Below are 25,567 nucleotides of genomic sequence, written 5' to 3'. Positions count from 1 at the left end.
GAGGTAAAGAAAATGAAAATTAGGACAACGAGAAAAGCCATTGTAAACGGTTCTGTTAATGTAAAGTGTGCGAGTTACTGTGATTTACAAGCCTTATTATATAATCATTCTCCAATTGCTTATACGTGCGGGGTTTACGGTTGGAATTTTGACGTTTACGAGGTTTACGGGGTAACGATTTGTACAGGTTATAGAAATATGCCGGGTAAACGCCTTGACGGTATAAGGGAATACGAGGACAAAGCAAGAGCCATTTTAGACAATTACACCGATTACAACGGCGTTGGAGGGTATGAGCGGAAAAAAGCGGAAATTGAAGCACTTTTGCAAGAGTTTTGCAAGCTGAACGGGAGTTATTAAGATGAGAAAATACACATTTCAGAAAAACGGCTTTACTTTTGAACGGATAGACAAGGCAAAAGCAAGACGGGCATATAACAATGGCTTAACGGTTCTTTTCTGTCCTTGCAATTTGCGCCCCGGTTCATTTTGGGGGCTTGATATGGAAATGAACAAAGCAAACGCTGATTGCGCCCCGGTTACTTTTGACGGGCTTGTAAATATGTATGAGTGCTACAATTGCATGAATACGGAAACGGGCAAATATACCGCCTTTTATATCCCGGTTGAATATGTGGACAGGTTCACGGGGGAAAAGCCAACAGCGGCAACATTGGGAACGGTTAAACAGTACGCATATGATTATATGGAGGTGTAAAAAATGGGTGCTATCAATTATTTCACGAGTGATTATATTACGTTGGGCGTTCGTCCTTATGACAGATTCGATATGGAAAATGACGTTAATTTTATGGAGGAAGTGCAACGACAGATTGACGAATACGGCGGGACGGTTGACGAGGTTATAAACGAGTATATAGAAGATTGCTATAATTGCGATTTTGAGAACGTAAAAACAGAGCTGGAAAAACAGAGCTTCTATTATTTCCATATCGCAATAAAGCCGGGGTATTATGAAGGGTTCACTCTTGATATAGAAAATAATTTCCCTGTTGCGCTTGACAGTTGGGAAGATAGACGGGACGCAGACAAGGAAATAACACGGATAAAGCAATTTTTAATTGATTGCGCCGGGTTCGGGTTGGTGAAATGTTCGCCGGGTTGGTGTACAGGCTATAGCGATTACAGCGGCACAATTGAAGCAATTAAACAGGCTATAAAGGAAATGCGGGACGAGGTAAAAACCGTTCCAACATGGACGCAATATAATAAGGGGGCTTAAAAATGACAGATTACAACGCTATCGCAAGAAATAACCTTGATGAAATTATGCGGGAATTGGCAGAATATACCCGTTTAGGGGAGGAAATAGCCGCAACGGTTGATAGCTTGAAAGACATATTGAAAAAGCACATGGAGGAAAACGGGCTTGACGTGTTGACAGGGACAGAACACAAAGCGACATACAAAGCCGTTTCAAGTAGCCGGGTAGATACGACAGCATTAAAAAAGGAATTGCCGGACATAGCCGCAAAATTTACCCGTACAACGTCAAGCAAGCGTTTTACATTCATTTGATAGGAGGTTTTAAAAATATGTTTACTGTGATTTGTATTATCCTTTTTCCCTTTGTCCTTTTGGGTGAAATTTTAAGACAAAGTAAATGAAACGCAAGTCCCCGGAGCTATTACCGGGGGCTTTATTTTATGCCCGTTTTCCCGCCCCTCCTGCCCCTTTACAGGGGCTTTTTATATGGGGGTATATCTGTTACCCCTATTCTATACGGGGGCTTATATGGCTATATAGGGGGATATATAAGGGGGTATATATTGGGGGTTGTGTTTGCCTTTGCTCTTTGCCCTTGTGCATTGGGTTCTTGTGTTTCCTCTTGTGTTGCTTGCCTTGCGTGTTGGGTTCTTGTCTTTATCCTTGTGTTGCGGGGGCTTGCTCCTCATGGCTTTGCATTGGGGCTTGCCTTTGCCGCTGTCAATTGGGTATATTCTATTGAATGTGTGCGGGTATGCTGTCAATATGGTTTTATATTGGCTTTTGGTTGCGCTGTCATTTTGCAACAATGCTATTGACAGCGGCGCAACGGGGGACGCAAGGCAAGCGGCAAAGCATACCCCCGGAGGGGGACAGGCAAAGCCGCCAACCGGGGGGAGGGAGTGGCTTGAGTTCCCCAAAATTTCAAAAAGAATAAAAAGGACAATATATTATCTTTATTGTGTTGACAATCATCTTCTTTTGTGCTATGCTTGTCCCATAAGAACAAGGAGGTGCGTTATGGTACTCAACAATGTGGAGCTTGATGTCAAAATCAAATGCGTGGAGACAGGCACTACCCAACAGGTGCTTGCGGAGCGTGTTGATACCACTGCTCAGTATGTAAATAGGATTATCAAGAAAAAGGAGAGTCTTGTAAATAAGACCTTTGTGGAAATAATGGAAGCTCTCGGATATGACATTGTTATGACCTACGTCAAGCGAGAGGAACAGTGAAGGTGGTGTGTACATGAGGGTCGGTTATGTACGAGTAAGCACCGTAGAGCAAAATCCGGCAAGACAGTTGGAAATCATGAAGTCCTTTGGTGTGGAGAAAATCTACAGTGACAAGACCAGCGGGAAGAACACCAATCGACCTCAGTTCAAGGAAATGCTCTCTTTCCTGCGGGAAGGTGACGTGTTGTACGTTGAGTCCTTCTCTCGTCTGTCCCGTAGCACCAAAGACCTGTTGGCTACTGTGGCTACGCTGACGGACAGAGGGGTAAATCTTATCTCGGACAAAGAGAAGGTCGATACCACCACTCCGCAGGGGCGGTTTATGCTGACGGTGTTTGCGGCGTTGTCGGAGCTGGAACGGGAGAATATCTTGGAACGGCAACGGGAAGGTATTGAGATTGCGAAATCCGAAGGGAAATACAAGGGGCGCAAGCCGATTGCGGTGACAGACAGGTTTCTCGGTGCGGCTCGAAGCTGGCAGGAGGGGTCTATCTCTCTGAAAAAGGCTGTCGAGCAGTCGGGAGTGTCGGAGTCTACTTTCTTTCGCAAGTGCAAACAGGAAGGAATAAGGAGGACGAAAGTATGAAGAAGTTGATTTCTGCCTTGTGCGTGGTTATGATGGTATTTACGCTGGTCGGATGCGGTCAGCAAGAGCAAGAGGAGGTGGTCGAATTGACGGACGCTGAGAAGTTTGCACAGGAAAATGGTATCTCGGTGGAGCTGGCGCAGGATATTGAAAATGCCCTGTCGCAGACAGATGCACCTCCCTCTCTGAATATACTCAACGAGTGGAAGCAGATTGACGATTACGCAGAGGGTCAGCGGTACACGGGCAATATCTATTCCAACGCACAGAACAGGTACTACTACATGGTGTTTTATGTGAAGGACGATAAGGTTGAGAGTATTCGAGACCAGCAAAACGGGCTTGAATTTCTCTATCAGCGGGCAGACTGATATATTGATGATTTCGGCGCATGATTGCGATTGGGACTTCGGTCTCGGCAGTCATGCGCCTTTTCTTTTAGGAGGTATTATGAAAAAGCTACTTGAGACGATTTGCAACAAACTTGAGACCAGCTCCTATCAGTTTCAATTGTACGAAGACCTGTACTACATGAGCAAGGAAGCTATGAAGACGGACGTTTCCCTTGGGGTGGGGTATTTGAAGCTCCTATCCGCTCGGTGTGAACAGACCATGCGGGACAGGTCTCTCTCGGAGAAGGACGTGCAGGAGCTTTTTTCCCTGCATAAGCGGGTGTGCCTTGCGGCGGCAAGGGAGGATTTTGACTCGTACCTTCTCTACGTGGAGTGGAACAGAGAACCTGAGAAGAAGTTTTACCCTCCCCGGCGTAAGGTGCTGAAACAGGTGGTGGACGCTTTGCAAGAGCTGGCAGACGATAAGCTGGACTTGCTTGCGGTCTCCCTCCCTCCCGGTTGTGGTAAGACCACTCTCGCTATCTTCTACCTGACTTGGCTGGCGGGGAGAATACCCAATGAACCCATGCTGACGGGTAGCCACTCCAACGCTTTTATCCGGGGTGTCTACGATGAATGTCTCAGAATCCTCGACAAAGACGGTGACTACCTGTGGAGGGACGTTTTTCCGGGGGTTGGGGTCACAAGCACCAACGCTAAAGACTGCCGTATTGACCTCGACAAGCGGCAGAGGTTTGAGACCTTGGAGTTTACCTCCATCGGCACAGGTAATGCGGGTCTGTATCGAGCGGCTACCCTCCTCTACTGTGACGATTTGGTGTCGGGTATTGAGGTGGCACTGTCAAAGGAACGATTGGACAAGCTGTGGGAGACCTACACCACTGACCTTCGTCAGCGTAAAATCGGAGACCACTGCAAGGAGCTTCATATCGCTACCCGTTGGTCTGTGCATGACGTGATTGGTCGGTTGGAGCGGGAGTATGCGGACAGCGACAGGGCGAAGTTCATCGTTGTCCCGGCTCTCGATGAAAATGACGAGTCCAATTTTGATTACGCCTATGGGGTTGGGTTCACTACCAAGTTCTACCATGAGCAACGGAACATCATGGACGATGTGAGCTGGAAGGCATTGTACATGAACGAACCCATTGAGCGTGAGGGTCTTGTCTATACTCCTGACGAGCTTCGCCGCTACTTTGAGCTTCCGGGAGAAGAACCTGACGCTATCATCGGTGTGTGCGACACCAAGGATAAAGGAGCGGACTACGCTTTCCTCCCAGTGGCGTATGTGTACGGGCAGGACTACTATATTGACGATTGTGTCTGTGACAACGGTCTGCCAAACATCGTGGACGCTCGTCTGACGGAAATCCTTGTCCGGCATAAGGTGAAGTCCTGTCGCTTCGAGTCCAACTCGGCAGGAAGACGGGTTGCGGAGAAGATACAGGAGGAAGTGAAGAAGAAAAACGGCATCACCCACATTACAACGAAGTTCACCACTGCAAACAAGGAGACTAAAATCATCGTGAACTCGGCGTGGGTCAAGGAGCATTGTCTGTTCCGGGACGCTTCCCTCTATCAGAAAAAATCTGACTACGGGAAGATGATGGATATGCTCTGCTCCTACACGGTTGCGGGAAAAAACAAGCATGACGATGTTCCTGACGGCATGGCTATGTTGGCTGAATACGCACAGTCGTTGAGCGGTCAGCGTGTGGAAGTGTTCAAAAGACCTTGGTAATTCACATTATCCACAGAATTTTCCACATTTAATTCGTGAAAGAAGAACAAGCACTTGATTTTTGCGAATTGCTATGCTATAATGATATAGGTAAAAGTGTATAGTCAAACAAGTGGCGCATGATTGCGATTTGGGATTTCTCTCAAACGGTCATGCGCCATTTTTATTTCAGAAGAAAGGAGGGGCAATCATGGGAAACGTCATTGACTCATCGAAATCCATGTCTCAGACACGGCAGATGAACGGCAGACGGGTTATCAAGACCAGCGTGAAGGAAATCACCCGTGAAAACGTGGTCGATGTTCTTCAAAAGGCTCTCGGCACACATGAGCTGAACCGCAGTGAGATTGATTACCTGTGGAATTACTACCGTGGCAAGCAACCGATTCTCTACCGCACCAAGGACGTGCGTCCCGAAATCTGCAACAAAATTGTGGAGAACCGGGCAAACGAGATTGTCTCCTTCAAGGTCGGCTATCTCTGCGGCGAACCGATACAGTATGTCGGCAGGAACGCAGATGAACATACCACTCAGGCTATCACGGCTCTCAATGAGCTGATGTTTGCAGAAGACAAGGCAACGAAAGACCAAGAGATTGTGGAGTGGCAGATGATTTGCGGCACTGGCTACCGCTTGGTTCTGCCTGATGAAGCCGGAGAGGAAGACGAGTCTCCCTTTGAAATCTACACCCTTGACCCCCGTGATACCTTCGTGGTCTATTCCAGCGAAATCGGCAACAAGCCGCTGATGGGCGTGAAGTATTACAAAGACGATGATGAAGTCCTGCGCTTCTCGGTCTACACGCAGAACAGGTACTACCTCATCGAGGGTGACATTCTCAAAGAGGAAAAGGCTCACGCTCTCGACATGATTCCGATTTTTGAGTACCCGGCGAACAACGCTCGGCTTGGCTCTTTTGAGATTGTTCTTCCTCTGCTCGATACCATCAACAACATCGAGTCCAACCGTATGGACGGTATGGAGCAGACCATACAGGCGTTCATTAAGTTTGTGAACTGCGACATTACCTCTGAGGACTTCAAGGAACTCAAAGAGCTTGGGGCAATCAAGGTGAAGTCCGTAGACGGCGCAAACGCTGACGTGGACGTTGTTACCAATGACCTTAACCAAGACCAGTCTCAGACCCTTAAAGAAGACTGTTACTCGGCTATCCTCACTATCTGCGGCATACCGAACCGAAACGGCGGTACTTCCACCTCCGATACGGGTGCGGCGGTACTTCTCCGTGATGGCTGGTCTCTTGCGGAAGCGAGGGCAAAGGACAGTGAACATATGTTCAAAAAGGCTGAGAAGAAAATGCTCAAGCTGGTGCTTCGTATCTGCCGTGACCTGACTGACATTGACCTTCGCTTGAAGGACATCGACATGAAGTTCACCCGCAGGAACTACGAAGCCATTCAGAGCAAGGCTCAAGTGCTGATTTCCATGCTACAGCAACCGAAGATACACCCGATGCTGGCGTTCTCGCACTGCGGTCTGTTTACTGACCCGGAGAGTGCGTATGCGGTCAGCATGAAGCACTATGAGGAGGAACAGGAAAAGCTGTTACAGCAACAGCAGGCTCAGAACCCGTCCGAAGACCCGGACGATGATGAGACCAAAGAATGATTTGAACGGTTCGCCGTTTGAATATTGACAGAGAAGTCGTTAATCGCAAAAAGGTAGAGAAACCTTAAATCGCAAGCATGGTCACAGAAGACCCTAAAAGACAAGGAGGAATTTTTATGGCGAAGATTGACGTGACACAGATTGAGGGTTATGCGGAAATGTCCGCAGAGGACAAGCTGAAAGCTCTCGAAGCTCTTGACCTTCCTGACCCGGACTATTCCGGCTACGTGAAGAAAGAGAGCTTTGACAAGACTGCTTCTGAGATGGCGGCTCTCAAGAAACAGCTCAAAGAGAAAATGACCGATGATGAAGCGGCAAAGCAGAAGGAACAAGAGGAACGTGAGGAGTTGCAGAACAAGTATGAAAAGCTCCTGCGTGAATCTGAAATCGCCAAGAACAAGGCGAAGCTGGTTGCTCTCGGTTATGAGGAGAAGCTGGTTGACGAGACAGCAGAAGCTATGGCAGACGGAAATTTGGAGAAAGTGTTCGTCAATCAGAAGAAGCACCTTGACTCCTTCGAGAAGAAGGTACGTGCGGAAGCCTTGAAAGACACTCCCAAACCTACTCCCGATGGAGATTCCAAAACAATGACACTTGAAAAATTCCGAAAGATGTCCCATGCGGAACGTGCCACTTTCTATGCGGAACACCCGGAGGAATACAAAGAATTATACGGAGGTAAAGAATAATGGCTTTCACTCACACTATTTACGATAATTTCTTCCTCTCCAACGAGGTGGAAGACCAGTTTAACTCCCATCTGAATCTACAGCAGTTCTGCACTGTTGACAATTCTCTTGTGGGCGAAGCTGGTATGAAGCGCAAAATCAACGTCTACACGGCTACCGATGGTACTGAAAAGCTGGCTATGGGTGCTGGTAACACCAAGTCCATTGAGGTCTCCTATGCGGAGAAGGAGTACGAAATCCTCCTCGCTCAGAACCGCTTCGAGTACTACGATGAGCAGGCTATGATTGACCCCATGCTCGTTCCCGTTGGTGTGCGTCACATGGCTACGGATATGTTCAACACCGTCAATGCGGACATTTTCGCAGAGTACAACAAGGCTACTCTTGAGCTTGCCGCTACTGATTACGGTTTTGGCACTTTTGCTGACGCTGTTGCGAAGCTGAACCTTGAGGAAATCGAGGGCGTGAACATCTTCGGTTTCGTCAATGCGGCTGACATGGCAGAGGTGCGTAAGGCTTTGAAGGAAGACCTCAAGTACGTTGAGTCCTTCTCCCGTAACGGCTACGTTGGCACTGTGGCTGGCGTGAACCTGTACACCAAGAAGGACGCTGTTTCCGGCACTATCATCATTGCCACCAAGGAAGCCGTGACCCTGTTCAACAAGCTCGGCACTGAGATTGAGCAGATTGCCAAGAACGCTCGTTCTGAGACTGCGGCGAACACCCGTCTCAACACCATCTTCTCCCGTAAGTATTACCTTGCGGCTCTGACGGACGCTACCAAGGCAGTGAAGATTACCGTTACACCGTCCGTGTAATCGGTGAGGACAGGAGGACAGAACTATGTACAAAGTCGTAAACGATTTTCGTGACGCAAAGAACGATAACCACCTGTACAAGGTGGGTGACGATTACCCCGTAGCTGGCTATAAGCCTACCAAGGCTCGTATCGAGGAGCTGGCGAAGGGTAAGAACAGGCTCGGCAAGGTGTTCATCGAGGAGGTTCTTGAGGACACCGATAAGGGTAAGGGGCAGACCCCCGTACCTGAGAACGACAAGAACGAGTCTGAGGAGTAACGAGGAAGGAGGACGGATAACATGACTGACGCTGAAAAGCTGGCGGCTCTCAAGGCTATGGTCGGCGGTTCTGACACTGAAGAAGTGTTATCCGCTTACCTGACTCTCGCCGGAAGAAAGATTATCGCCAAAGCCTATCCATACAAGCCTGACGAGACAGTTGTCCCGGCTCAATATGACTATCTGCAAGTTGAGATAGCCGCTTATATGCTGAACAAGCGTGGTGCAGAAGGGCAGACCTCTCACACCGAAAACGGTATCACGAGACAGTATGAAAACGCTGACGTACCCGCTTCCATGCTGAAAGCGATTACTCCGTACTGCGGGGTGATTTCATGAGGTGCATGAACAGGAACAAGGTCAAGTTTTATTACGCCTTGTACGAAAGCCGTGAACCCATCATGAACCAGTATGGGAAACCTTCGGGTCAGCACAAGGTTATCTACGGCAATCCGATTGAGGAATACGCCAATATCTCTGCCGCCAAGGGGGAAACCCAAACACGGCAGTTCGGGGAAAACGAGTCCTACGACAAGGTGATTGTCATGGACTTGGGTACTCTGTCCATTGATGAATACTCTATCCTTTGGGTCGATACAGAACCACAGCTCAATGAGGACGGTTCGCTGGCGGTCAATGACAAGGGTGAGGTTATCACTCCTCATGACTACGTGGTGAAGAAGGTCGCAAAGAGCTTGAACAATGTGTCGATTGCGATAAGCAAGGTGACAGTCAGTGGGTAAGAAAGTTATCACATTCGGGTTGTCCGCAAGAGAAATCAACAGGGCTATCAAAGAGCTTGAGCAGTACAAGCAGGAAATCATTCGGAAGACTGACCTCCTTCGGGAAAAGGTTGCCGACAGGCTTGCGGAGCTGGTGAAAAGCGGATTTGCCGGGGCAGTCGTGGACGATTTGCTCAGAGGTGGACAACGCACCGCACAGGTCGATGTCACCATCGAAGACCGTGAAAACGTGACTCTTGTGATTGCAAGCGGCGAGGACGCAATTTGGGCTGAGTTTGGTGCTGGCGTTCATCACAACGGTTCTCCCGGCAGTTCCCCGCACCCAAAGGGTTCGGAGCTTGGTTTCACCATCGGGAGCTACGGAAAAGGCATGGGTAAGAAGGACATTTGGGGGTTCTACGAGGACGGTGAGCTGCGCCTGACCCATGGCGCACCCGCTACTATGCCGATGTACAACGCTCTGAAAACAGTGTGTGACGAGATTTCCGAAATCGCAAGGGAGGTGTTTCGATGATTGACATGGAAGACGAGATTTTTGGCGAAGTATCGGAGAGGGTTTATGAACAATTCTCTGAGAAATACCCTGACCTGTTCGTCACGGGTGAATACGTCAAGTCTCCCCCTTCTTTTCCTTGCGTGTCGCTCGTTGAGGTAGATAATGCGGTTTTCCGCAATTCGCAGACTACGGAGGGTCACGAAAACCATGTGGCTGTCATGTACGAGCTGAATGTCTACACGAACAAGTCAGTCGGTAAAAAGGCTGAGTGCAAAGAGCTTGTGGCTTTCGTGGACGCACTGCTCATGGAGCTTAATTTCACGAGAACCATGCTTGAACCTGTTCCGAACCAAGACGATGCCACCATCTACCGTATGCTTGGTAGATACCGGGCAGTCATATCCAAAGACAAGACCATATTTAGGAGGTAAAGAGTTATGGCTATTTCCACTTATAAAATTTTCCTGATGATGAAGGGCGAAGAAGCCGCTTACGAGAAGCTCATCGACATCAAGGACTTCCCTGACCTCGGCGGCTCTCCCGAAATGCTTGAGACCACCACCCTGTCTGACAAAATGCAGACCTATATTCCGGGTATCCAGTCCCTTGACGCTCTTGAGTTCACTGCGAACTACACCAAAACAGACTTCACCAAGCTCAAGGCACTTGAGGGTCAGGAGAAGGAGTTCGCCGTTTGGTTTGGCGGTGACGAGACTGGCGGTACGCTCACGCCTACTGGTGCTGACGGTAAGTTCACTTTCAGCGGTCAGCTTTCCGCATTTCCCGTTGGCGGCGGCGTGAACGAGGTCGTTGATATGACCGTCACTATCGCTCCGTCTACGCCTATCGAACTGGCCACAGACTAAGAAATAATTTAGGAGGACAGCAAAAATGGCAAAGCAGTTAAATTTCACTTTTGAGGACAAGGAGTACACCCTTGAGTTTACTCGCAGAACCGTCTCCGAAATGGAGAAAAAGGGCTTCGTTGCGTCTGAGATTACCGACAAGCCCATGACCACTCTCCCGGCGTTGTTTGCCGGAGCGTTCCTTGCTCATCACCGTTTCGTGAAGCAGGAGACGATTGACAAAATCTTTTCTAAACTTACCAAAAAGGAAGATTTAATCGGTAAGTTGGCAGAAATGTATAACGAACCGATTATGGCTCTCGTTGAAGAACCTGACGAAGACGAGGGAAACGTAAACTGGACAGCGACTTGGTAAGTAACTCGCTGTCCTCCTCTGAGGGGGGTGGTGGTGCTTCTGCCACTGCTCCCCTCAAATCTTACACAGAGAAATTCATTGAGCTGTTCCCGTACTACCTCTCCATCGGCATGACGGAGGAGCAGTATTGGGACAAGGATAACCAGCTCGTGATTTCGTTCCGTAAAGCCGATGAAATCCGTCTTACCCGGAAAAATCAGGAATTGTGGCTACAGGGTGCATATTTCTACGAAGCTCTGTGTCGGGTGTCTCCTCTCCTTCATGCCTTTGCGAAAAAGGGAACGAAAGCAAGCCCGTATCTCTCCGAACCGTTTGCGCTTAACGAGAAACAAGCCGAACTGATTGAGGAGGAAAAGTCTAAGAAGGTCTTTGATAAGGGCAAGAAAATGATGGAGGGCTTTATGGTACAGCACAATAAAAAATTCGGAAGGAAGTGAGAACAATGTCTACGACAATTGAATCGTTGCAGATGGAGGTACAGTCTAATGCTACCTCTGCTGTTAGTGGCATAGACGCACTTGCTTCCTCGCTTGGTAAGTTGAAAAACGCTACAAAGGGCGGGGTTGGGTTGACCGCTGTTGCAAAACAGCTCACTACGCTCAATTCTGCCCTGAGTGGAATTAGTGGGGCAAATGCGGACAACTTGAACAAACTCGCACAGGGATTGCAGACGCTCTCCTCCTGCGGAAATCTCAAGCTCTCGTCCTCTGTCTCCACACAGATAACGAACATTGGCAGTGCGGTTCGGTCTCTCGGCGGCACTGACTTCTCTGCCCTCACGAACCTTGCCAATGCTCTTACCCCGCTTTCCAACATTGGGAAAGCAAATCTAAACAGCTTTATCTCTCAGTTGCAAAGGCTACCGCAAGCGGTACAGGCTCTTAATTCTGTGAATATGGGTTCGCTTGCTTCGCAGATAAATCAGCTTGTTTCGGCTTTATCTCCGCTTTCGCAGATGGGAAGGAACAACCTGACTTCCTTTGTAACGCAGTTGCAGAAGCTCCCACAGGTCATGACCGCTCTGCGGTCTGTGAACATGGGTCAGCTTGCTTCGCAGATTCAGCAGTTGGCAAACGCACTCTCCCCGCTGGCTACGCAAATGCAATCCATAGCAAACGGCTTCTCTGCGTTCCCTGCACGTATTCAGCGGCTTATTCAGAGCAACAGCAAGCTCAGTGCTTCCAACAGCGGTCTCGGAAAAAGCTACGCCAACCTTGCGGCACAGATAGGTATTGCCTATGTTGCGCTGACGAGGATTGCCCGTGTGGTCGCTTCGTGGATTACGAAATCCAATCAGTACGTAGAGGACTTGAACCTCTTTACCGTTGCCCTCGGCGAGTATGCGGGAGAAGCGCAGAAATACGCTGAGACCGTTGCGGAAATCATGGGTATCGACCCGGCAGAATGGCTGAGAAATCAAGGCGTGTTCATGACGCTGGCAACAGGTTTTGGCGTGGTAAACGACAGAGCTTACATCATGAGTAAGAACCTGACTCAGCTCGGCTATGACCTGTCCTCGTTCTTCAATATCAGCTATGAGGACGCTTTTCAGAAGTTGCAGTCGGGTATTGCCGGAGAGCTTGAACCGCTCCGTAGGCTCGGCTATGACTTGTCTGTGGCAAGACTACAGCAGGAAGCATTGAACCTCGGTATTGAAAAGAGCGTAAGTGCCATGACTCAGGCTGAAAAGGCTGAGTTGCGCTACTACGCCATTATGACTCAGGTCACTACGGCGCAGGGCGATATGGCTCGTACTTTGGAAGCTCCTGCGAACCAGCTTCGAGTGCTACAGGCACAGGTGACACAGTGCGCTCGTGCGCTCGGTAACATCTTTATCCCGGCTCTCAATGCGGTACTGCCGTATGCAATCGCATTGGCAAAGGTCATTCGCATGGTAGCCAACATCTTAGCAAGCCTGTTTGGTTTCTCTCTCCCTGAGATTGACTACAGCGGCTTGTCGGGTGCGGCAGGCGGTGCGGCTGACGTTGCCGACAATCTTGGTGACGCAACGGACAAGGCAAAGGAACTGAAAAACGCTCTGCTCGGCATTGACGAGCTGAATGTAATCAGTCCTCCCGAAAGCTCTGGCGGCGGTGCTGGCGGCGTTGGTGGAGGTGGCGGCGGTCTCGGCTTTGAACTGCCCGAATATGACTTCCTCGGTGACGCTGTAAACCAGCGCATAGACGAAATCGTGCAGAAGATGAAAGAATGGCTCGGCATTACGAGAGAAATTGACTCTTGGGCTGACCTGTTCGACACTCGTTTGGGTAAAATCCTGCTTACGGTCGCTGGTATCGGTGCGGGGTTTGCCGCATGGAAAATCGCAAAAGGCATTACAGAATTTCTCAACACTCTCAGCAACATGAAGGGCTTCACTGCTCCTACGGGTTTGGTGGGTTTCCTCATGCTGGTGGCAGACCTCAAGAAGTTCACAGAGTATCTGCAAGATATTTTGGAGAACGGTGCGTCTGTTCAGAATGTGGCTGGACTTACCGCAGAAGGTCTTGGGGCAATTGGTGACGCTTTCATAATCCTCGGCAAAGTGGAGCTTGGTGCGTCCCTCAAAATCATACAGGGTATTGGTGAGATTGTCAGTGCGTGTGCGGATATTGCCAACAACGGTGTCAATTGGGAAAACGTAAGTACGGCAATCCGTGGTGTCAGCAACATCGGCATTGGTATCGGTCTGCTTACCGCCAAAACGGGTGGGCTGAAACTTGCCGGGTGGAGTCTTGTCGCACAGGGTATAAGCGGCGTTATCGGAGAAATCGGAAACATCATGACCGCTATTCGCACTGGTGATTGGAGCGGCGTTGACAAGGTGACACTGATTATCAGCGCACTTGAAATCATCGGAGGTCTTGCGCTTGCCCTCGACTGGTTCTCCAAGCTCAAGGGCGTAACCACCGTTGGACAGGCGGCACAGTCTGTATCTACCGTGGCTGACGCAACACAGGCGTTGGACACCACCGTCAGCACAAAGCTGTCTCCGAACCTCACCTCCCTTGCGAAGAACCTCGGATTGGGGATTGTCATTATCGCAGAGGTGGCGGTTGCCGCTGGTCTTATCGTAGCCGCCATTTGGGGGCTTGGTGAGCTGTTGGCACAGGTAGCAGGAGCATGGCAACCTGTCATTGACAACGGCGGTACAGTTGCGGCGGCTATGGGTATCGGTGCTGGTATCTTGGCGGCAGTTGGTGTCGTAACCGCTCTGCTCGGCTCTGTGGGTACTTCCCTCATCGTGAACATAGCTCTCGGCACAGCTATCCTCTTGGAGCTTGGTGTCGCTACAGGGCTGTTCATCGTTGAGATTTGGGCTATCGGCAAGGGCTTGGACGAAGTTGGCAAAGCATGGCAACCTGTCCTCGACAACGGGGAAACGATTGCGGCTGGTATCGGTCTTGGCACTGCCTTGCTCATCGGTATCGGCGTTGTGACGGCGGCTCTCGGTGTGGCTACGGTCGCTTCTGCGGGTCTGTTGCCGCTGGCAATCGGTCTCGGTACGGCTCTGCTTGTGGAGCTGACTGCGGCGTTGATACTGTTCATCGAAAGCCTTGTGGCAGTGTCCAATGAACTCAGCAACAACCTGTCTCCTGCACTGGAAGACCTAAACGTCAAGCTCCCTGACCTGACTACCAATATGTCCAACTTCGTAGACTTCATGTGTGCGTTTGCCGGAGAAGTCGTGAGGTATTCGGGTGCAAGCACGATTGCCGGGTTGTCCGCTACCATCGACACCATCATCGGTTGGTTCACGCAAGACCCGATTGAGAAGATGTCCAATGATGTGGACAATGTGGCGAACCAAGCGTCTGACCTCAACGACAAGCTGAACATAGCAATCCCTGAGTTGGAGACCGCTATAGACCTCCTCAACAAGTATGTTGACTTCATTGACGAACTCGGCACAATTGCGGGGTCTGGCGGTACGGTAAACCTCTCCGAAGGGCTGAAAGTAAACCTCAGAACTGTCGGTGAGAACATCGTCACGGGCTTCAATGATGGTATAAGGAACAAGTATTCCACCATTCAGTCCACCATCACCACATGGGGTACGGACGTGCAGAAGTGGTTTACCAACTCCTCCTACGGCGGTATCAACCGGGAGAAGTGGTCTGAGTTTGCCAACAACATCATCAACGGCTTCAAAGACCGTGTTTCTTCGTCTTCGAGCAATTCCAAGAGCAGTATTACCTCGTGGGCTTCCAATATCAAGATGTGGTTCACGAACAACAGCTATGGCGGCATTAACAGGGAGACGTTCCAAAACTACGGCAAAGACATCATCAACGGCTTCAACACTGGTATCACGAACAATTACAGTACGGCGAAAAGCGGTATAACCTCCTTCGCCAATACTGTGAAAAAAGCGTTTACGGAGATTGTCTCCTACGACACGTTCAAGGATATTGCCAAGGACGTGATTGACGGGTTCAACAAGGGTATCAATGACTTCTACTACACAACCGCAAGTTATATGCGGAAGTGGGCTAATGCGGCGAAACAGGCGTATAAGGCTGAGTTGGACTCTAACTCCCCGTCTAAGGTGTTCATGCGTATCGGTGAAGATACCGTCCTTGGTTATAACCTCGGCATTATGAACCTTGGCGAGACCACAAGGGGTGTCGTAACCAGTTGGGCGGACTCGTTCACGAGCGTCAGCCCTGTCATGAGCTTTGCGGTGGACACCTCCGCACTGCGCTACTACAGCAGTGATTCCTTCGCAAAATCCGTATCGGCAAGCGTTACAAGCACCAGCTCTGTGGCTGTTAGCGGGTTCAAGGAGGGCATGGAGGAGTTCTACCATGAGTACATCGAACCTACGATGGCTCAGATGGCAGAGGATATGCGCCGTCAGGCAGACAAGAATGAGCAGACCATTGTCCAGATTGGCAACCGAACTGTTTCGGACGCTGTGACCACTCAGCGGAAAGCCAACGGATATGTGTTTGTGAAATAAGGAGGGAAGGTAATGTCTTATTTGGCAATCAACGGTTATGAATTACCTCCTCCGAAACGAGGAGTACACCCTATCGTAACAACGGTAGTGGACGCTGGCAGAAATGCCAACGGTGCGGTCGTGGGACAGCGTGTGGGTCGAGACCAGTACAAGATTGACGGTCTTGAATGGCCTTGGCTCACCGCTGAACAGTGGAGTCGCATACTCAACGCTCTCAGCGGGTTCTTCGTGTATGTGACTTTCGTTGACCCTGTGACCAATTCCCGGAAAACCATTAAGATGTACCCCGGCGATAGAACTGCCGAACCTTATTGGGTGGACGGGAACGACAAACCTACGCATTACAGAAATTGCAAGGTGAATTTAATTGACTGCGGTGAGTAAAGGAGGGGTTTTATGCAGAAGGTTTCCAAAGCGTATCAGGACAGCATGAAATCCTCTCTCCGGGAGAGAGCATACATCATGCTCTCTTTCGGACTCATCAATCAGGAAGCACAGGCGAAAGCCAAAATTGGTGAGGGAGATTTTGCCTACTACTCCAATTCGGAGAACATTTTCGGGGAGAAAACGGACGATACCATTTACGCCACCCTTGAGGAAAACTTCACCAAGGTTGACGGGACGATGTTTTTCCTTCCCCGGCAGAATCTCTCCAACGCCTATCTTGATACGGGTATTATCAGCAGACAGCTTCTCACAGAAGCGTTGTTTGAACTAACCATCAACCTCAACATGGTCGCTACTGACTTCAAGGGCATTACCATCAATTTCGGTGAGAACTACCCTGTGGACTTCGACATGGTGAGCAGTAGCGGACAGGTGATTGAGTTCCGCAACAATACAGAGTCCCTGTTCAGTACGGAAGAAGTGTTGGAGAACACCACTCAGGTAAAGCTGGTCTTTTACACGATGAAAAACCCACAGAGCCGATTGCGTATTTACTCTATCCGCTTCGGCTACGGGCTTGTGTACTACAACAAGGACGTAATGAGTTCTTCGCTGGAAAGCTATGTTTCCCCCATCGGGGCAGACGTGCCGCAGATTGATTTCACGGTACAGCTTAAAAACTACGACCACTACTTCAACGTAGATAACCCGAAGTCTGCCATCAACTTCCTCGAAACGGGGCAGGAAATGGAGATTTATTACGGATATCAGCTTCCAAATGGCGGGGACATCGAGTGGATTCGTGGCAACCGTCTTCTCTGCTCTGAGTGGGAGTCGGATGATTACACCGCTACCATTCGTTGCCAAGACATCTTCCGCAACATGGACTCGGAGTTCTACCGGGGAATGTACAACAGTGCGGGAGTGAGCTACTACGATTTGGCGGTCAGCGTCCTTGCAGACGCAGGGTTGGAGGATTACTACCTTGACCCGCAACTCAAGAACCTTTACTCCAAAAACCCCCTCCCAAGAGTAACCCACAAGGAAGCGTTACAGATTATCGCCAATGCCTGTCGGTGTACCCTCTCGCAGACACGGTATGGGACAATCCAAATCAAGTCCTCTTTCGTACCCGAAGCGGCGGCAAGCGCAGATACGGAAGCGGAGTATTCCAACATCGAGGGCATTATGGACGATACGGTGAAGGACGAGTACGCTACGCTGGCTACGAACTACACCACCGCTGGCGGTACTATGTTCTTCCTCCCTCGCAACATCAGCGGGAATGTCCTCAACACAGGCTTTGTGTCTGCTGAGATTTCCGGGGAGGACGGGACGTTTGAGAGCAATCCTGTTGTCACCATCACTCAGGAAGTTGCCTGTATGTGCTACGGTGTGAGACTGGTATTCGGTCAGGCTGTCCCTGCGGCGTTCACCATTCGCACCTACAACAACGGGACACTGGTCACAGAGTATGAGGTGGGAGCGGACGAAATCAGCAGGATTACGGTCTTGCACGAACCGTTCTATGACTTCGATGTCATGAGAATCGAGTTTACGAAGACCGCAGAACCCTACAACCGCATTGTGTTGAACAATTTCAGTTTCGGTGATATTACGGACTTCACCATGACCCGCAACGACATGACCTCCTCCCCGAAAGCTATCAAGCAGGAGCTTATCAAAGAAGTTGTCGTGCCTTGCTACAGCTATCAGAGCGGCGTGGAGGAAGAAAGCCTTGTCAGCGAGGAAGTGACTGTAGCGGCTGGCGATATAGAGACGTTCTTCATCGGAGAACCCTCCTACGATTTCAGAGCTACTTTGCAGGACGTGAGCGGCGGGGTGACTATCCTTGAATGGGGCAATTACTTCGTCACCGTCCAATTCAGCGTGACAGGCACATACAGGCTTGAGGTATTCGGCTATCGTTACAAAATCGTGGAGCGGTACGCCACCAAGACCCTCAACAACAGGGGCAAGACAATCAAGTGGGAAAACCCGCTCATGTCGGATATTAAAATGGCTACTGACCTTGCGGACTGGCTCGGTGACTACTACAAATCCGGCATTGAGTACGAGTACGACACGAGAGGAAACCCCGAACTCGATGTGAACGACATCATCTATCAGGAAAACGAGTTCCATGAGGGCATGAAGGTGAAGGTTTACAGGCAGACCCTAAACTTCAATCAAAGTTTTTCGGGCAAGGTAACGGCTCGAAGGATAGGAGGTTAAGTATGGCGTGGGAAACACCTAAAACCGATTGGTACGGGGCAACGGACGCTGACGGGAATTATACCGGGGACAGATTTAATGCGGCTGACTTCAACCGTATCAAGAATAACCTCGATTACCTTAGAGAGCTGGCAATCAAGCTCTATGAAGAATTTTCGCTGGTCTCCCTCGGTGAAGACCGTACCCCCGTAGATTACTTCTACGCTGACGAAATCAATCAGCTTGAGGAAAATCTGAACACGGTGAACGACAACACCCTGCAAAGGTCGTATGGCACTGCGCCTACGTATGTAGATAACGGCAACGTCATGGATTACGTAGAGCTTAACAGGCTCGAAGGTGCAATCCTCGACCTTTATGACAGGCTCACCAACGAGTCAGAAGGGAGAAGAATGTTCACTTGGAATTTTGGTATGAAAGGAGGAGACCTGTAAATGGCATGGGAACTGCTACCTGTCAATTATACGGACGCTGTTTGGAGCGGACTCAAGCGGTATAACACCGTCAACAATGACGATGGCACTGTGTCCTTCCAAGATGTGACCGTATACAGTGGCAAAGAAACGTCCTTTTTCGGTGCGAAGGACGCAAACCGCATGAACGAAGCACTGAACACGCTCATGAGCATGGTGGAGAGCGGAACTGACCTGTACACGGCGTTCCAAAACTACTTCAACACCCAAAAGGGGCTGTTTGAGGACACCGCCAACGCTACTCAGGCTGGTTTCAACGAGTATGTGGAGGGGCTGAAAGCTGAAGGTGACGCTACCATCGAGACCATCAAGACAGACTACCGCAACGAAATCACCGCCTTTGAGAACAATCAGGAAGCCTTGTTCAACACTTGGTTTGAGTTCATCAAGGGTCAGCTTGGGGAGGACGTTGCAGGAAATCTGCAAAATCAGATTGATGTCCTCGACACAAAGACAGACGGGTTTGAAGCCCGTGAAACCGTGTTCTCTCAGGACGGGAACACGATTACCGAAACCTACGGCACGAAGCGTGTTGAGACAGAATTTGTCTCTGAGAGACAAATCGTACAGAAGCTCTATGAGGGCGAAGTGCTTGCCCTCACCAAGACCGTCACATTCAGTGCTGACGGATTAAGTATCAGCGAGGAGGTTAAGTAATGAGTTGGGCAGAAGCAAAATGGGTGGTGGATAATATCCTGCAAAAAGTGGGACAAGCCCCCAACAACATGAGAGCGTTTTCGGTTTCTTCGGTCTCTAAGACCAGTCTTGGCGTGAGATTCCTTGAACCCGAAGACAGCTACGACAGCGCAGGAAATCTGATTTGCTCCGTTGGGGGCGTTATGATTCGCATGAGCGAAACGGATTATCCCGCAAACACCAGTGACGGTACACTGGTAATCGACAACAAAGACCTTGGGAAGTGCGCTACGGACGCTTTCGAGGTGAGCGGTCTTGTAGAGGGGAAAACCTATTACTTCTCCGCTTTCCCGTATTCCTCTCAGGGCGTGTATAACCTGTCGAGTGACGAGAGCAACCGGGCAACGGGTTCTCCGGCTGACGGAGAGAAGGTCACGGTCAACGTCAGTATTGACGATACCACAGGGTTCAGCAGTGTCACCATCACCTGTGTGGACGAGACCAATCCCACAGAGACCAAGACGGCTACCATCACCGCTACGCAGAGAACCGCAAGTTTCACCGTTCCCATCGGTGACACCTACCACATTGAGTACGGTGCGGCTGACGGGTACTCCAAACCGGACAACACCGCTTCCAAGGTGTCTGTTGCGGGAGAGACCACTACCTACGAAGCTACCTACTACTATTTCACCGCCACCATCAACGTCACCTATCCGTCTGGCGCAACGCTGACCTGTTCCTACGGCTCTACGGTCTACACCGCTACCACTACCACAGGCAGTTACCAGTTCAAGGTGCATGAGGTCGGCACATGGGTTATCAAGGCGGTGCAAGGCTCTGAGGAAGTCTCCACCTCTGTCTCCATCACCACTGACGGGCAGAGCGAGAGCGTTGAACTGTCCTTCGTTAAAATCTATGGTATCAGCCGCAACGTGACTTCTTCCTCCCCTGCGTGGGCGAGAACGGACGATGCTGTAGGTCTCACCGCAACCGCTTCTGTCGGCACGACTGCCGGGTCGAGCGACTTCGACAACTGCGCCCCTTGGAGCGGCATGACGAGAGAAACCCTCTCCACTGGTGACGTAATGGTGAAAATTCCCAAGTTTTGGTATCGCCGTTACAAAGAGGGGGACATCGAGTACATCAAAATCGCAGACAAAGCCACCACAGGCTTTACCCTGCACCCGCTGTTTAACCATGCAGGAGTCGAGTCTGACTGCGCTTACGTTGGCGCATACAAGACTTCCAGCAATAACAAGTCGGTCAGCGGTGCGTCCCCGCAGGTGTCTCAGACGAGGGCTACCTTCCATAGCAACGCCAAGGCGAAGGGAACGGGTTGGAGCTTGATTGATATTGCGGCGGTGTCTGCAATCCAAATGCTCTGCATGGTGGAGTTTGCGACAACCAACGCACAGGCGGCAATCGGCAGGGGCTACTGCGACAGCAACAGTGCGGCTCTCTCCACTGGCTCTTGCAACAATGTTGCCAACCTGACGGGCAGACCCGCTGGCACAGACGGCAAGACAGGCGTTGTCTACAGAGGTATCGAGGACTTTTGGGGCAACGTGTGGGAGTGGGTTGACGGCGTGAACTGGAACGGCGGCACGTACTACGTCTGCAACAATCCTGCCAATTATGCCGATGATACCGCCACCAACTACACTGCGCTCTCTTATAAGGGTAACACAGGCTGGTCTTCGTCCTACATCACCACAGAGGGTCTTGACACTGGCAACAATTCTCACGTCATGCTCCCGTCTGCGGCTGGTAGCGGCAGTGAGTCCACCTACTACTGTGACGCTTGTTGGAGTAGCACAGGTTGGAGAGTGTTCCAGCACGGCGGCGGTTGGAATTATGGCTCGCATTGCGGTCTCTTTACGGCTGTTTTGAACTACTCTTCGTCCTCTTCCAGCGCGAACTTTGGCTCTCGCCTGCTTTATATCCCCTCCTAAGGGGGTGTGGGGGATTTTCTCCCCCACAATGCTGGTCGAGAAATAACTGAGAAGAACTTGCAAGTTTAAGGCGAACAGTGAAGCGAGTGTTCCAACACGGCGGCAATTGGAATAATGGCTCGAATTGCGGTCTCTTTACGGCTAATTTGAACAACACTTCGTCCAATTCCAACACGAACATTGGCTCTCGCCTACTTTTGTTAAGCACCATACACAATAATGCTGTCTCGCCGTACCCATTGGTAAAAAATTGTTTGGAGGGACGGGGTTAGTAGGTTCATTCTCGAAAGCCCCGCAAGAAACAAAAGCAATATGAAAAGAATTGGTTTCCTTTACGAACAGATTGTTTCTGTCGAAAACTGCAAGCTGGCTATCCAAAACGCTTCCAAGCACAAGGGTAAGCGGCAAGCTGTAAAAGAGGTTATGAACAACCTCGACACCTACGCACAAGACCTGTCAGAGCGTCTGATTCGTTTAGATTTCCTCTCACCTTACAGGACTCGTATTATCAAGGACGGTCTCTCAGGGAAGGAGCGGGAACTGCAAATCCCGGCGTTCTACCCTGACCAATGCGCCCATCACGCCATTGTGCAGATACTTCAACCTATCTTTCTGAAATCGTCCTACCTGTGGAGCTGTGCCAATATCCCCAACCGGGGTATCGACCATGCTTGCAAAGGAGTGGAGAGAGCTACTGTGAGGGACAAGAAACACGCCAAATACTGCGTGAAAATGGACATCAGCAAGTTCTATCCCTCTATCCCTCATGACAAGCTCAAGGAGCGTCTGAGGGAGAAAATCAAAGACGAAAAGGCACTACAGATACTATTCAAGGTGATTGATTCCCATTCTCCGGGTATTCCCATTGGGAATTACACCTCGCCGTGGTTCGCAGAGTTCTTCCTGCAACCGCTGGACAATTTCATCAAGCAGACGCTTGGCGTGAAGCACTATATCCGCTACGCAGACGATTTGGTGATGATTGGCGGCAACAAGCGGGAACTCCGCAAAGCCATGAAGGGCGTTATGGCTTTTGTCACTGGTCTTGGTCTGACCATCAAGCATGACTACCAGTTGTACCGTGTTCAGCGAAACTGCAAGAGCAACAAGCACCGCAGAGGTCGAAAGATTGACTTTGTGGGTCGCTGTTTCGGGGTAGGGTTCACCACCATACGGAAAAGACGTGCGTTGGCACTCATGCGGCAAAGCCGATTCATACAGAAGCTACAGCGTCAAAACCGTCCAGTATCGTATCACCTTGCTTCCGGCTTTCTGTCACGGTGCGCCTGTTTCAAGCACACCAATTCAGAGGGCATGAAGAAAAAGTATTACGATACGGTCAACATCAAAAAGCTAAAGGAGGTAATTAGAAATGAGAGTAAGAGGAAATCTCTCTCCCAATGCGCTTGACATCGAAGCGTTTGCCCCCATGCCGGGGTATGTGGAGGTCAGACTGCGTGAGAACGTCAAGAGCGTCACCATGGTCGATGAAATGACCGAAGCGGAAGTCACCATGTACGAGTATGACGAATACACCTTCCATCTGGCAGACAAGGAGGGGTTGCGGGAGGAAATCGAAGCGAACCTCACTGACTGGCTGATTACGGGCAGGACGCTCGAAATCAACGAGGGTGCAAGCATTGTACAGGACATGAAGGAAGCTCTTGAGATTGTGGGGGTGAGCGTATGAACATGATTGAACAGGCACAGGCAATCCGTGAAGCTATGGACTACGCAGGAGCTACGCTTACAGAGGAGATGGCTCTGATTTGCGTCCATATCTACCGTCCGTGGGCGGTCAACACCGCCTACAAGGTGGACGAGTATCTTACCTACGGGGTAAACAGCGTGGGAGACCCACAGCTCTACAAGGTGGTACAGGCACACACCTCTCAGGCTGATTGGACTCCTGACCTCACTCCGGCACTCTTTACACCCATTGGGCTTGACGAGGAGGGCTACCCCGTATGGTCTCAGCCAACAGGCGCACATGACGCATACAACAAAGGGGACATTGTGGATTACAACGGCACTTTGTATGAGTCCCTAATTGACGGCAACACCTATTCCCCCGAAGCGTACCCGGACGGGTGGAAGGTGTATTCCGCATAATGACAAGGAGGGACTTAACATGATAACAGAAACCACACTCATTGTGAGTGTAATCGGGGCGGTATTCGCAAGCACAGGCTTTTGGGCTTTCCTTACCGCCATGATTCAGCGCAGAGACAAGAACAAGAGTGCGGAAGCACAAATGCTCAGAGGTCTCGGTCACGACCGCATTTGCTACCTCGGCTCGTGCTATTTGGAGCATGGGTACATCACCAAGGAGGATTACGAAAACCTCCATGATTACCTGTACGTCCCATATAAGCGGCTTGGCGGGAACGGCACTGCGGAAAAAATAATGAAGGAGGTAGAGAAACTACCTCTGAAAGAAACGGAGGATTGAGAAATGGCTTACACAAACAGTACGTTGGTGACGTACAAAAACATCACCAAGAACAGGACAAGCCCCCGCAACCATGCCATTGACACAATCACCATTCACTGCATTGTAGGTCAATGGACAGCAAAACAGGGGTGCGACTACTTTGCTTCTACGAACAGGCAGTGTTCCGCAAACTACGTTGTAGGCAAGGACGGGTCTATCGGCTTGTCTGTGGAGGAAAAGGACAGGTCTTGGTGCAGTTCCAGCTCCTCCAACGACAACAGGGCTATCACCATCGAGGTAGCAAGCGACACCACTCACCCGTATGCAGTTACCACACAGGCGTACAATGCGCTTATCAAGCTGGTGGCTGACATCTGCAAGAGGAACGGCATTAAGAAGCTCCTGTGGAAAGCTGACAAGTCCCTCATCGGACAGGTCAGCAAGCAGAACATGACGGTACACCGCTGGTTTGCAAATAAGGCTTGTCCGGGAGATTACTTGTATGAAAGACATGGTGAAATCGCAGAAAAGGTCAACGCTCTGTTGGGACAGACTCAGCAGGCTACTACCCCGGCTAATCCGTCCTCCCCCTCTACCACAGACACGGCGAAAACCATTTGGGACTTCCTCATCGGCAAGGGTCTCAACGCTTATGCGGTAGCGGGTATCATGGGTAATCTGCAAGCGGAAAGCGCACTGAACCCTCAGAATTTGCAGAACACCTACGAGAAAAAGTTGGGGTACACCGACAGCACCTATACCCAAGCGGTAGACAATGGTACTTACACAAACTTCGTGAAGGACTCTGCCGGATATGGCTTGGCTCAGTGGACGTACTGGTCTCGCAAACAGGCGTTGCTCCAATACGCTCAGAGCGCAAAGAAATCCATTGGAGACCTCGCCATGCAGTTGGAGTTCCTTTGGAAAGAGCTTCAAGGGTACACCAGCGTCATGAAAACGCTGAAATCCGCTACCTCTGTCCGGCAAGCGTCTGACGCTATCCTCACCGGGTACGAGAAACCAGCTAATCAGGGAGAGAGTGTGAAAACAAAGAGAGCTGGTTACGGTCAGACCTTCTACGACAAGTACGCTTCCACCAACACAGGCACTACGGGCAAGTCTACACTCTATCGTGTGCGTAAGACATGGGCTGACACCAAAAGCCAAATCGGGGCTTATAAGGTGCTGGACAACGCCAAGAAGGTTGCGGACAAAAATCCGGGGTACTCTGTGTTTGACGAGAGCGGAAATGTGGTCTATTCCGGGGGAAGCACCGCCACCACCTTTACCCCGTACCTTGTGAAAGTCACTACGAGCGTACTTAATATCCGCAAGGGGGCTGGCACGAACTACGGCGCAAACGGCTCTATCCGTGACATGGGTGTCTATACCATCGTGGAGGAAGCCAACGGTGCGGGTGCTATCAAGTGGGGCAAGCTGAAAAGCGGTGCTGGCTGGATTTCCCTCGATTATACCAAGAAGGTGTAA

30 protein-coding genes are annotated in these 25,567 nt (G+C 50.3%); all 30 read left to right on the top strand.

Annotation, left to right across the window (positions count from 1 at the left end; translation table 11 throughout):
* Positions 1 to 12 precede the first annotated feature (12 nt).
* The 30 genes from NE609_RS03315 (at position 13) to NE609_RS03170 (ending at position 25,567) form a co-directional block, all read left to right on the top strand.
* Entirely contained in the window at positions 13 to 360 is a 348-nt protein-coding gene (locus NE609_RS03315) for a hypothetical protein (protein WP_256151701.1), read from the top strand.
* 1 nt (position 361) lies between these two features.
* Positions 362 to 718, top strand: coding sequence for a hypothetical protein (locus tag NE609_RS03310; RefSeq protein WP_256151700.1), 357 nt, complete (start codon positions 362 to 364; stop codon positions 716 to 718).
* A gap of 3 nt (positions 719 to 721) precedes the next feature.
* On the top strand, positions 722 to 1,243 hold the full coding sequence (locus NE609_RS03305) for a hypothetical protein (protein WP_256151699.1): 522 nt from the start codon (positions 722 to 724) through the stop codon (positions 1,241 to 1,243).
* A gap of 2 nt (positions 1,244 to 1,245) precedes the next feature.
* On the top strand, positions 1,246 to 1,539 hold the full coding sequence (locus tag NE609_RS03300; protein WP_256151698.1) for a hypothetical protein: 294 nt from the start codon (positions 1,246 to 1,248) through the stop codon (positions 1,537 to 1,539).
* A 708-nt stretch (positions 1,540 to 2,247) separates the two neighbouring features.
* Positions 2,248 to 2,463 carry a helix-turn-helix transcriptional regulator gene (locus tag NE609_RS03295; RefSeq protein WP_256151697.1) on the top strand — a complete coding sequence of 72 codons (216 nt, stop codon included), beginning with the start codon at positions 2,248 to 2,250 and terminating at the stop codon, positions 2,461 to 2,463.
* Positions 2,464 to 2,476: 13 nt separating this feature from the next.
* On the top strand, positions 2,477 to 3,049 hold the full coding sequence (locus NE609_RS03290; protein WP_256151696.1) for a recombinase family protein: 573 nt from the start codon (positions 2,477 to 2,479) through the stop codon (positions 3,047 to 3,049).
* Positions 3,046 to 3,420, top strand: coding sequence for a hypothetical protein (locus tag NE609_RS03285; RefSeq protein WP_256151695.1), 375 nt, complete (start codon positions 3,046 to 3,048; stop codon positions 3,418 to 3,420). The genes NE609_RS03290 and NE609_RS03285 overlap by 4 nt, the downstream gene beginning before the upstream one ends.
* 79 nt (positions 3,421 to 3,499) lie before the next feature.
* The gene (terL, locus tag NE609_RS03280; protein ID WP_256151694.1) at positions 3,500 to 5,143 is read left to right on the top strand and encodes a phage terminase large subunit; all 1,644 of its coding nucleotides are present in this window, start codon (positions 3,500 to 3,502) and stop codon (positions 5,141 to 5,143) included.
* 190 nt (positions 5,144 to 5,333) lie between these two features.
* Positions 5,334 to 6,773, top strand: coding sequence for a phage portal protein (locus NE609_RS03275; protein ID WP_256151693.1), 1,440 nt, complete (start codon positions 5,334 to 5,336; stop codon positions 6,771 to 6,773).
* A 116-nt stretch (positions 6,774 to 6,889) separates the two neighbouring features.
* Positions 6,890 to 7,462, top strand: coding sequence for a hypothetical protein (locus tag NE609_RS03270; protein WP_256151692.1), 573 nt, complete (start codon positions 6,890 to 6,892; stop codon positions 7,460 to 7,462).
* Positions 7,462 to 8,280, top strand: coding sequence for a hypothetical protein (locus NE609_RS03265; RefSeq protein WP_256151691.1), 819 nt, complete (start codon positions 7,462 to 7,464; stop codon positions 8,278 to 8,280). The genes NE609_RS03270 and NE609_RS03265 overlap by 1 nt, the downstream gene beginning before the upstream one ends.
* A gap of 25 nt (positions 8,281 to 8,305) precedes the next feature.
* On the top strand, positions 8,306 to 8,539 hold the full coding sequence (locus tag NE609_RS03260; RefSeq protein WP_256151690.1) for a hypothetical protein: 234 nt from the start codon (positions 8,306 to 8,308) through the stop codon (positions 8,537 to 8,539).
* A 21-nt stretch (positions 8,540 to 8,560) separates the two neighbouring features.
* Complete coding sequence (locus NE609_RS03255; protein WP_256151689.1) at positions 8,561 to 8,878, top strand: phage head-tail connector protein; 318 nt, start codon at positions 8,561 to 8,563, stop codon at positions 8,876 to 8,878.
* A gap of 5 nt (positions 8,879 to 8,883) precedes the next feature.
* Complete coding sequence (locus NE609_RS03250) at positions 8,884 to 9,282, top strand: hypothetical protein (protein ID WP_256151688.1); 399 nt, start codon at positions 8,884 to 8,886, stop codon at positions 9,280 to 9,282.
* On the top strand, positions 9,275 to 9,796 hold the full coding sequence (locus tag NE609_RS03245) for a hypothetical protein (protein ID WP_256151687.1): 522 nt from the start codon (positions 9,275 to 9,277) through the stop codon (positions 9,794 to 9,796). The genes NE609_RS03250 and NE609_RS03245 overlap by 8 nt, the downstream gene beginning before the upstream one ends.
* Entirely contained in the window at positions 9,793 to 10,209 is a 417-nt protein-coding gene (locus NE609_RS03240) for a hypothetical protein (RefSeq protein WP_256151686.1), read from the top strand. Before NE609_RS03245 ends, NE609_RS03240 begins: the two co-directional genes overlap by 4 nt.
* A gap of 6 nt (positions 10,210 to 10,215) precedes the next feature.
* Positions 10,216 to 10,644: a phage tail protein gene (locus tag NE609_RS03235; RefSeq protein ID WP_256151685.1), complete on the top strand. Its 429-nt coding sequence runs from the start codon at positions 10,216 to 10,218 to the stop codon at positions 10,642 to 10,644.
* A 25-nt stretch (positions 10,645 to 10,669) separates the two neighbouring features.
* On the top strand, positions 10,670 to 10,999 hold the full coding sequence (locus NE609_RS03230) for a DUF5055 domain-containing protein (RefSeq protein ID WP_256151684.1): 330 nt from the start codon (positions 10,670 to 10,672) through the stop codon (positions 10,997 to 10,999).
* Positions 10,993 to 11,436 carry a hypothetical protein gene (locus tag NE609_RS03225; RefSeq protein WP_256151683.1) on the top strand — a complete coding sequence of 148 codons (444 nt, stop codon included), beginning with the start codon at positions 10,993 to 10,995 and terminating at the stop codon, positions 11,434 to 11,436. Before NE609_RS03230 ends, NE609_RS03225 begins: the two co-directional genes overlap by 7 nt.
* Before the next feature lie 5 nt (positions 11,437 to 11,441).
* Complete coding sequence (locus NE609_RS03220; RefSeq protein WP_256151682.1) at positions 11,442 to 15,959, top strand: hypothetical protein; 4,518 nt, start codon at positions 11,442 to 11,444, stop codon at positions 15,957 to 15,959.
* 12 nt (positions 15,960 to 15,971) lie between these two features.
* A complete protein-coding gene (locus NE609_RS03215; protein ID WP_256151681.1) occupies positions 15,972 to 16,343 on the top strand; it encodes a DUF6711 family protein in 372 nt (123 codons plus the stop codon).
* A 12-nt stretch (positions 16,344 to 16,355) separates the two neighbouring features.
* Positions 16,356 to 18,581, top strand: coding sequence for a hypothetical protein (locus NE609_RS03210; protein ID WP_256151680.1), 2,226 nt, complete (start codon positions 16,356 to 16,358; stop codon positions 18,579 to 18,581).
* A gap of 2 nt (positions 18,582 to 18,583) precedes the next feature.
* Positions 18,584 to 19,015: a hypothetical protein gene (locus tag NE609_RS03205; protein ID WP_256151679.1), complete on the top strand. Its 432-nt coding sequence runs from the start codon at positions 18,584 to 18,586 to the stop codon at positions 19,013 to 19,015.
* Entirely contained in the window at positions 19,016 to 19,711 is a 696-nt protein-coding gene (locus tag NE609_RS03200; protein WP_256151678.1) for a hypothetical protein, read from the top strand.
* On the top strand, positions 19,711 to 21,645 hold the full coding sequence (locus tag NE609_RS03195; protein ID WP_256151677.1) for a hypothetical protein: 1,935 nt from the start codon (positions 19,711 to 19,713) through the stop codon (positions 21,643 to 21,645). Before NE609_RS03200 ends, NE609_RS03195 begins: the two co-directional genes overlap by 1 nt.
* A gap of 312 nt (positions 21,646 to 21,957) precedes the next feature.
* Positions 21,958 to 23,055, top strand: coding sequence for a reverse transcriptase/maturase family protein (locus NE609_RS03190; protein ID WP_256151676.1), 1,098 nt, complete (start codon positions 21,958 to 21,960; stop codon positions 23,053 to 23,055).
* On the top strand, positions 23,018 to 23,335 hold the full coding sequence (locus NE609_RS03185) for a hypothetical protein (protein ID WP_256151675.1): 318 nt from the start codon (positions 23,018 to 23,020) through the stop codon (positions 23,333 to 23,335). Before NE609_RS03190 ends, NE609_RS03185 begins: the two co-directional genes overlap by 38 nt.
* A complete protein-coding gene (locus NE609_RS03180) occupies positions 23,332 to 23,757 on the top strand; it encodes a carbohydrate-binding protein (protein WP_256151674.1) in 426 nt (141 codons plus the stop codon). Before NE609_RS03185 ends, NE609_RS03180 begins: the two co-directional genes overlap by 4 nt.
* 19 nt (positions 23,758 to 23,776) lie before the next feature.
* Complete coding sequence (locus NE609_RS03175) at positions 23,777 to 24,097, top strand: hypothetical protein (RefSeq protein ID WP_256151673.1); 321 nt, start codon at positions 23,777 to 23,779, stop codon at positions 24,095 to 24,097.
* 3 nt (positions 24,098 to 24,100) lie between these two features.
* Entirely contained in the window at positions 24,101 to 25,567 is a 1,467-nt protein-coding gene (locus tag NE609_RS03170; protein ID WP_256151672.1) for a phage tail tip lysozyme, read from the top strand.

This window comes from Anaerotruncus sp. DFI.9.16 (assembly GCF_024461615.1).
In the GTDB taxonomy this organism is placed as follows: domain Bacteria; phylum Bacillota; class Clostridia; order Oscillospirales; family Ruminococcaceae; genus Anaerotruncus; species Anaerotruncus massiliensis.
The sequence above is the reverse complement of the archived record's forward strand: the minus strand, read 5'-3'. Positions and strand labels throughout refer to the sequence as shown.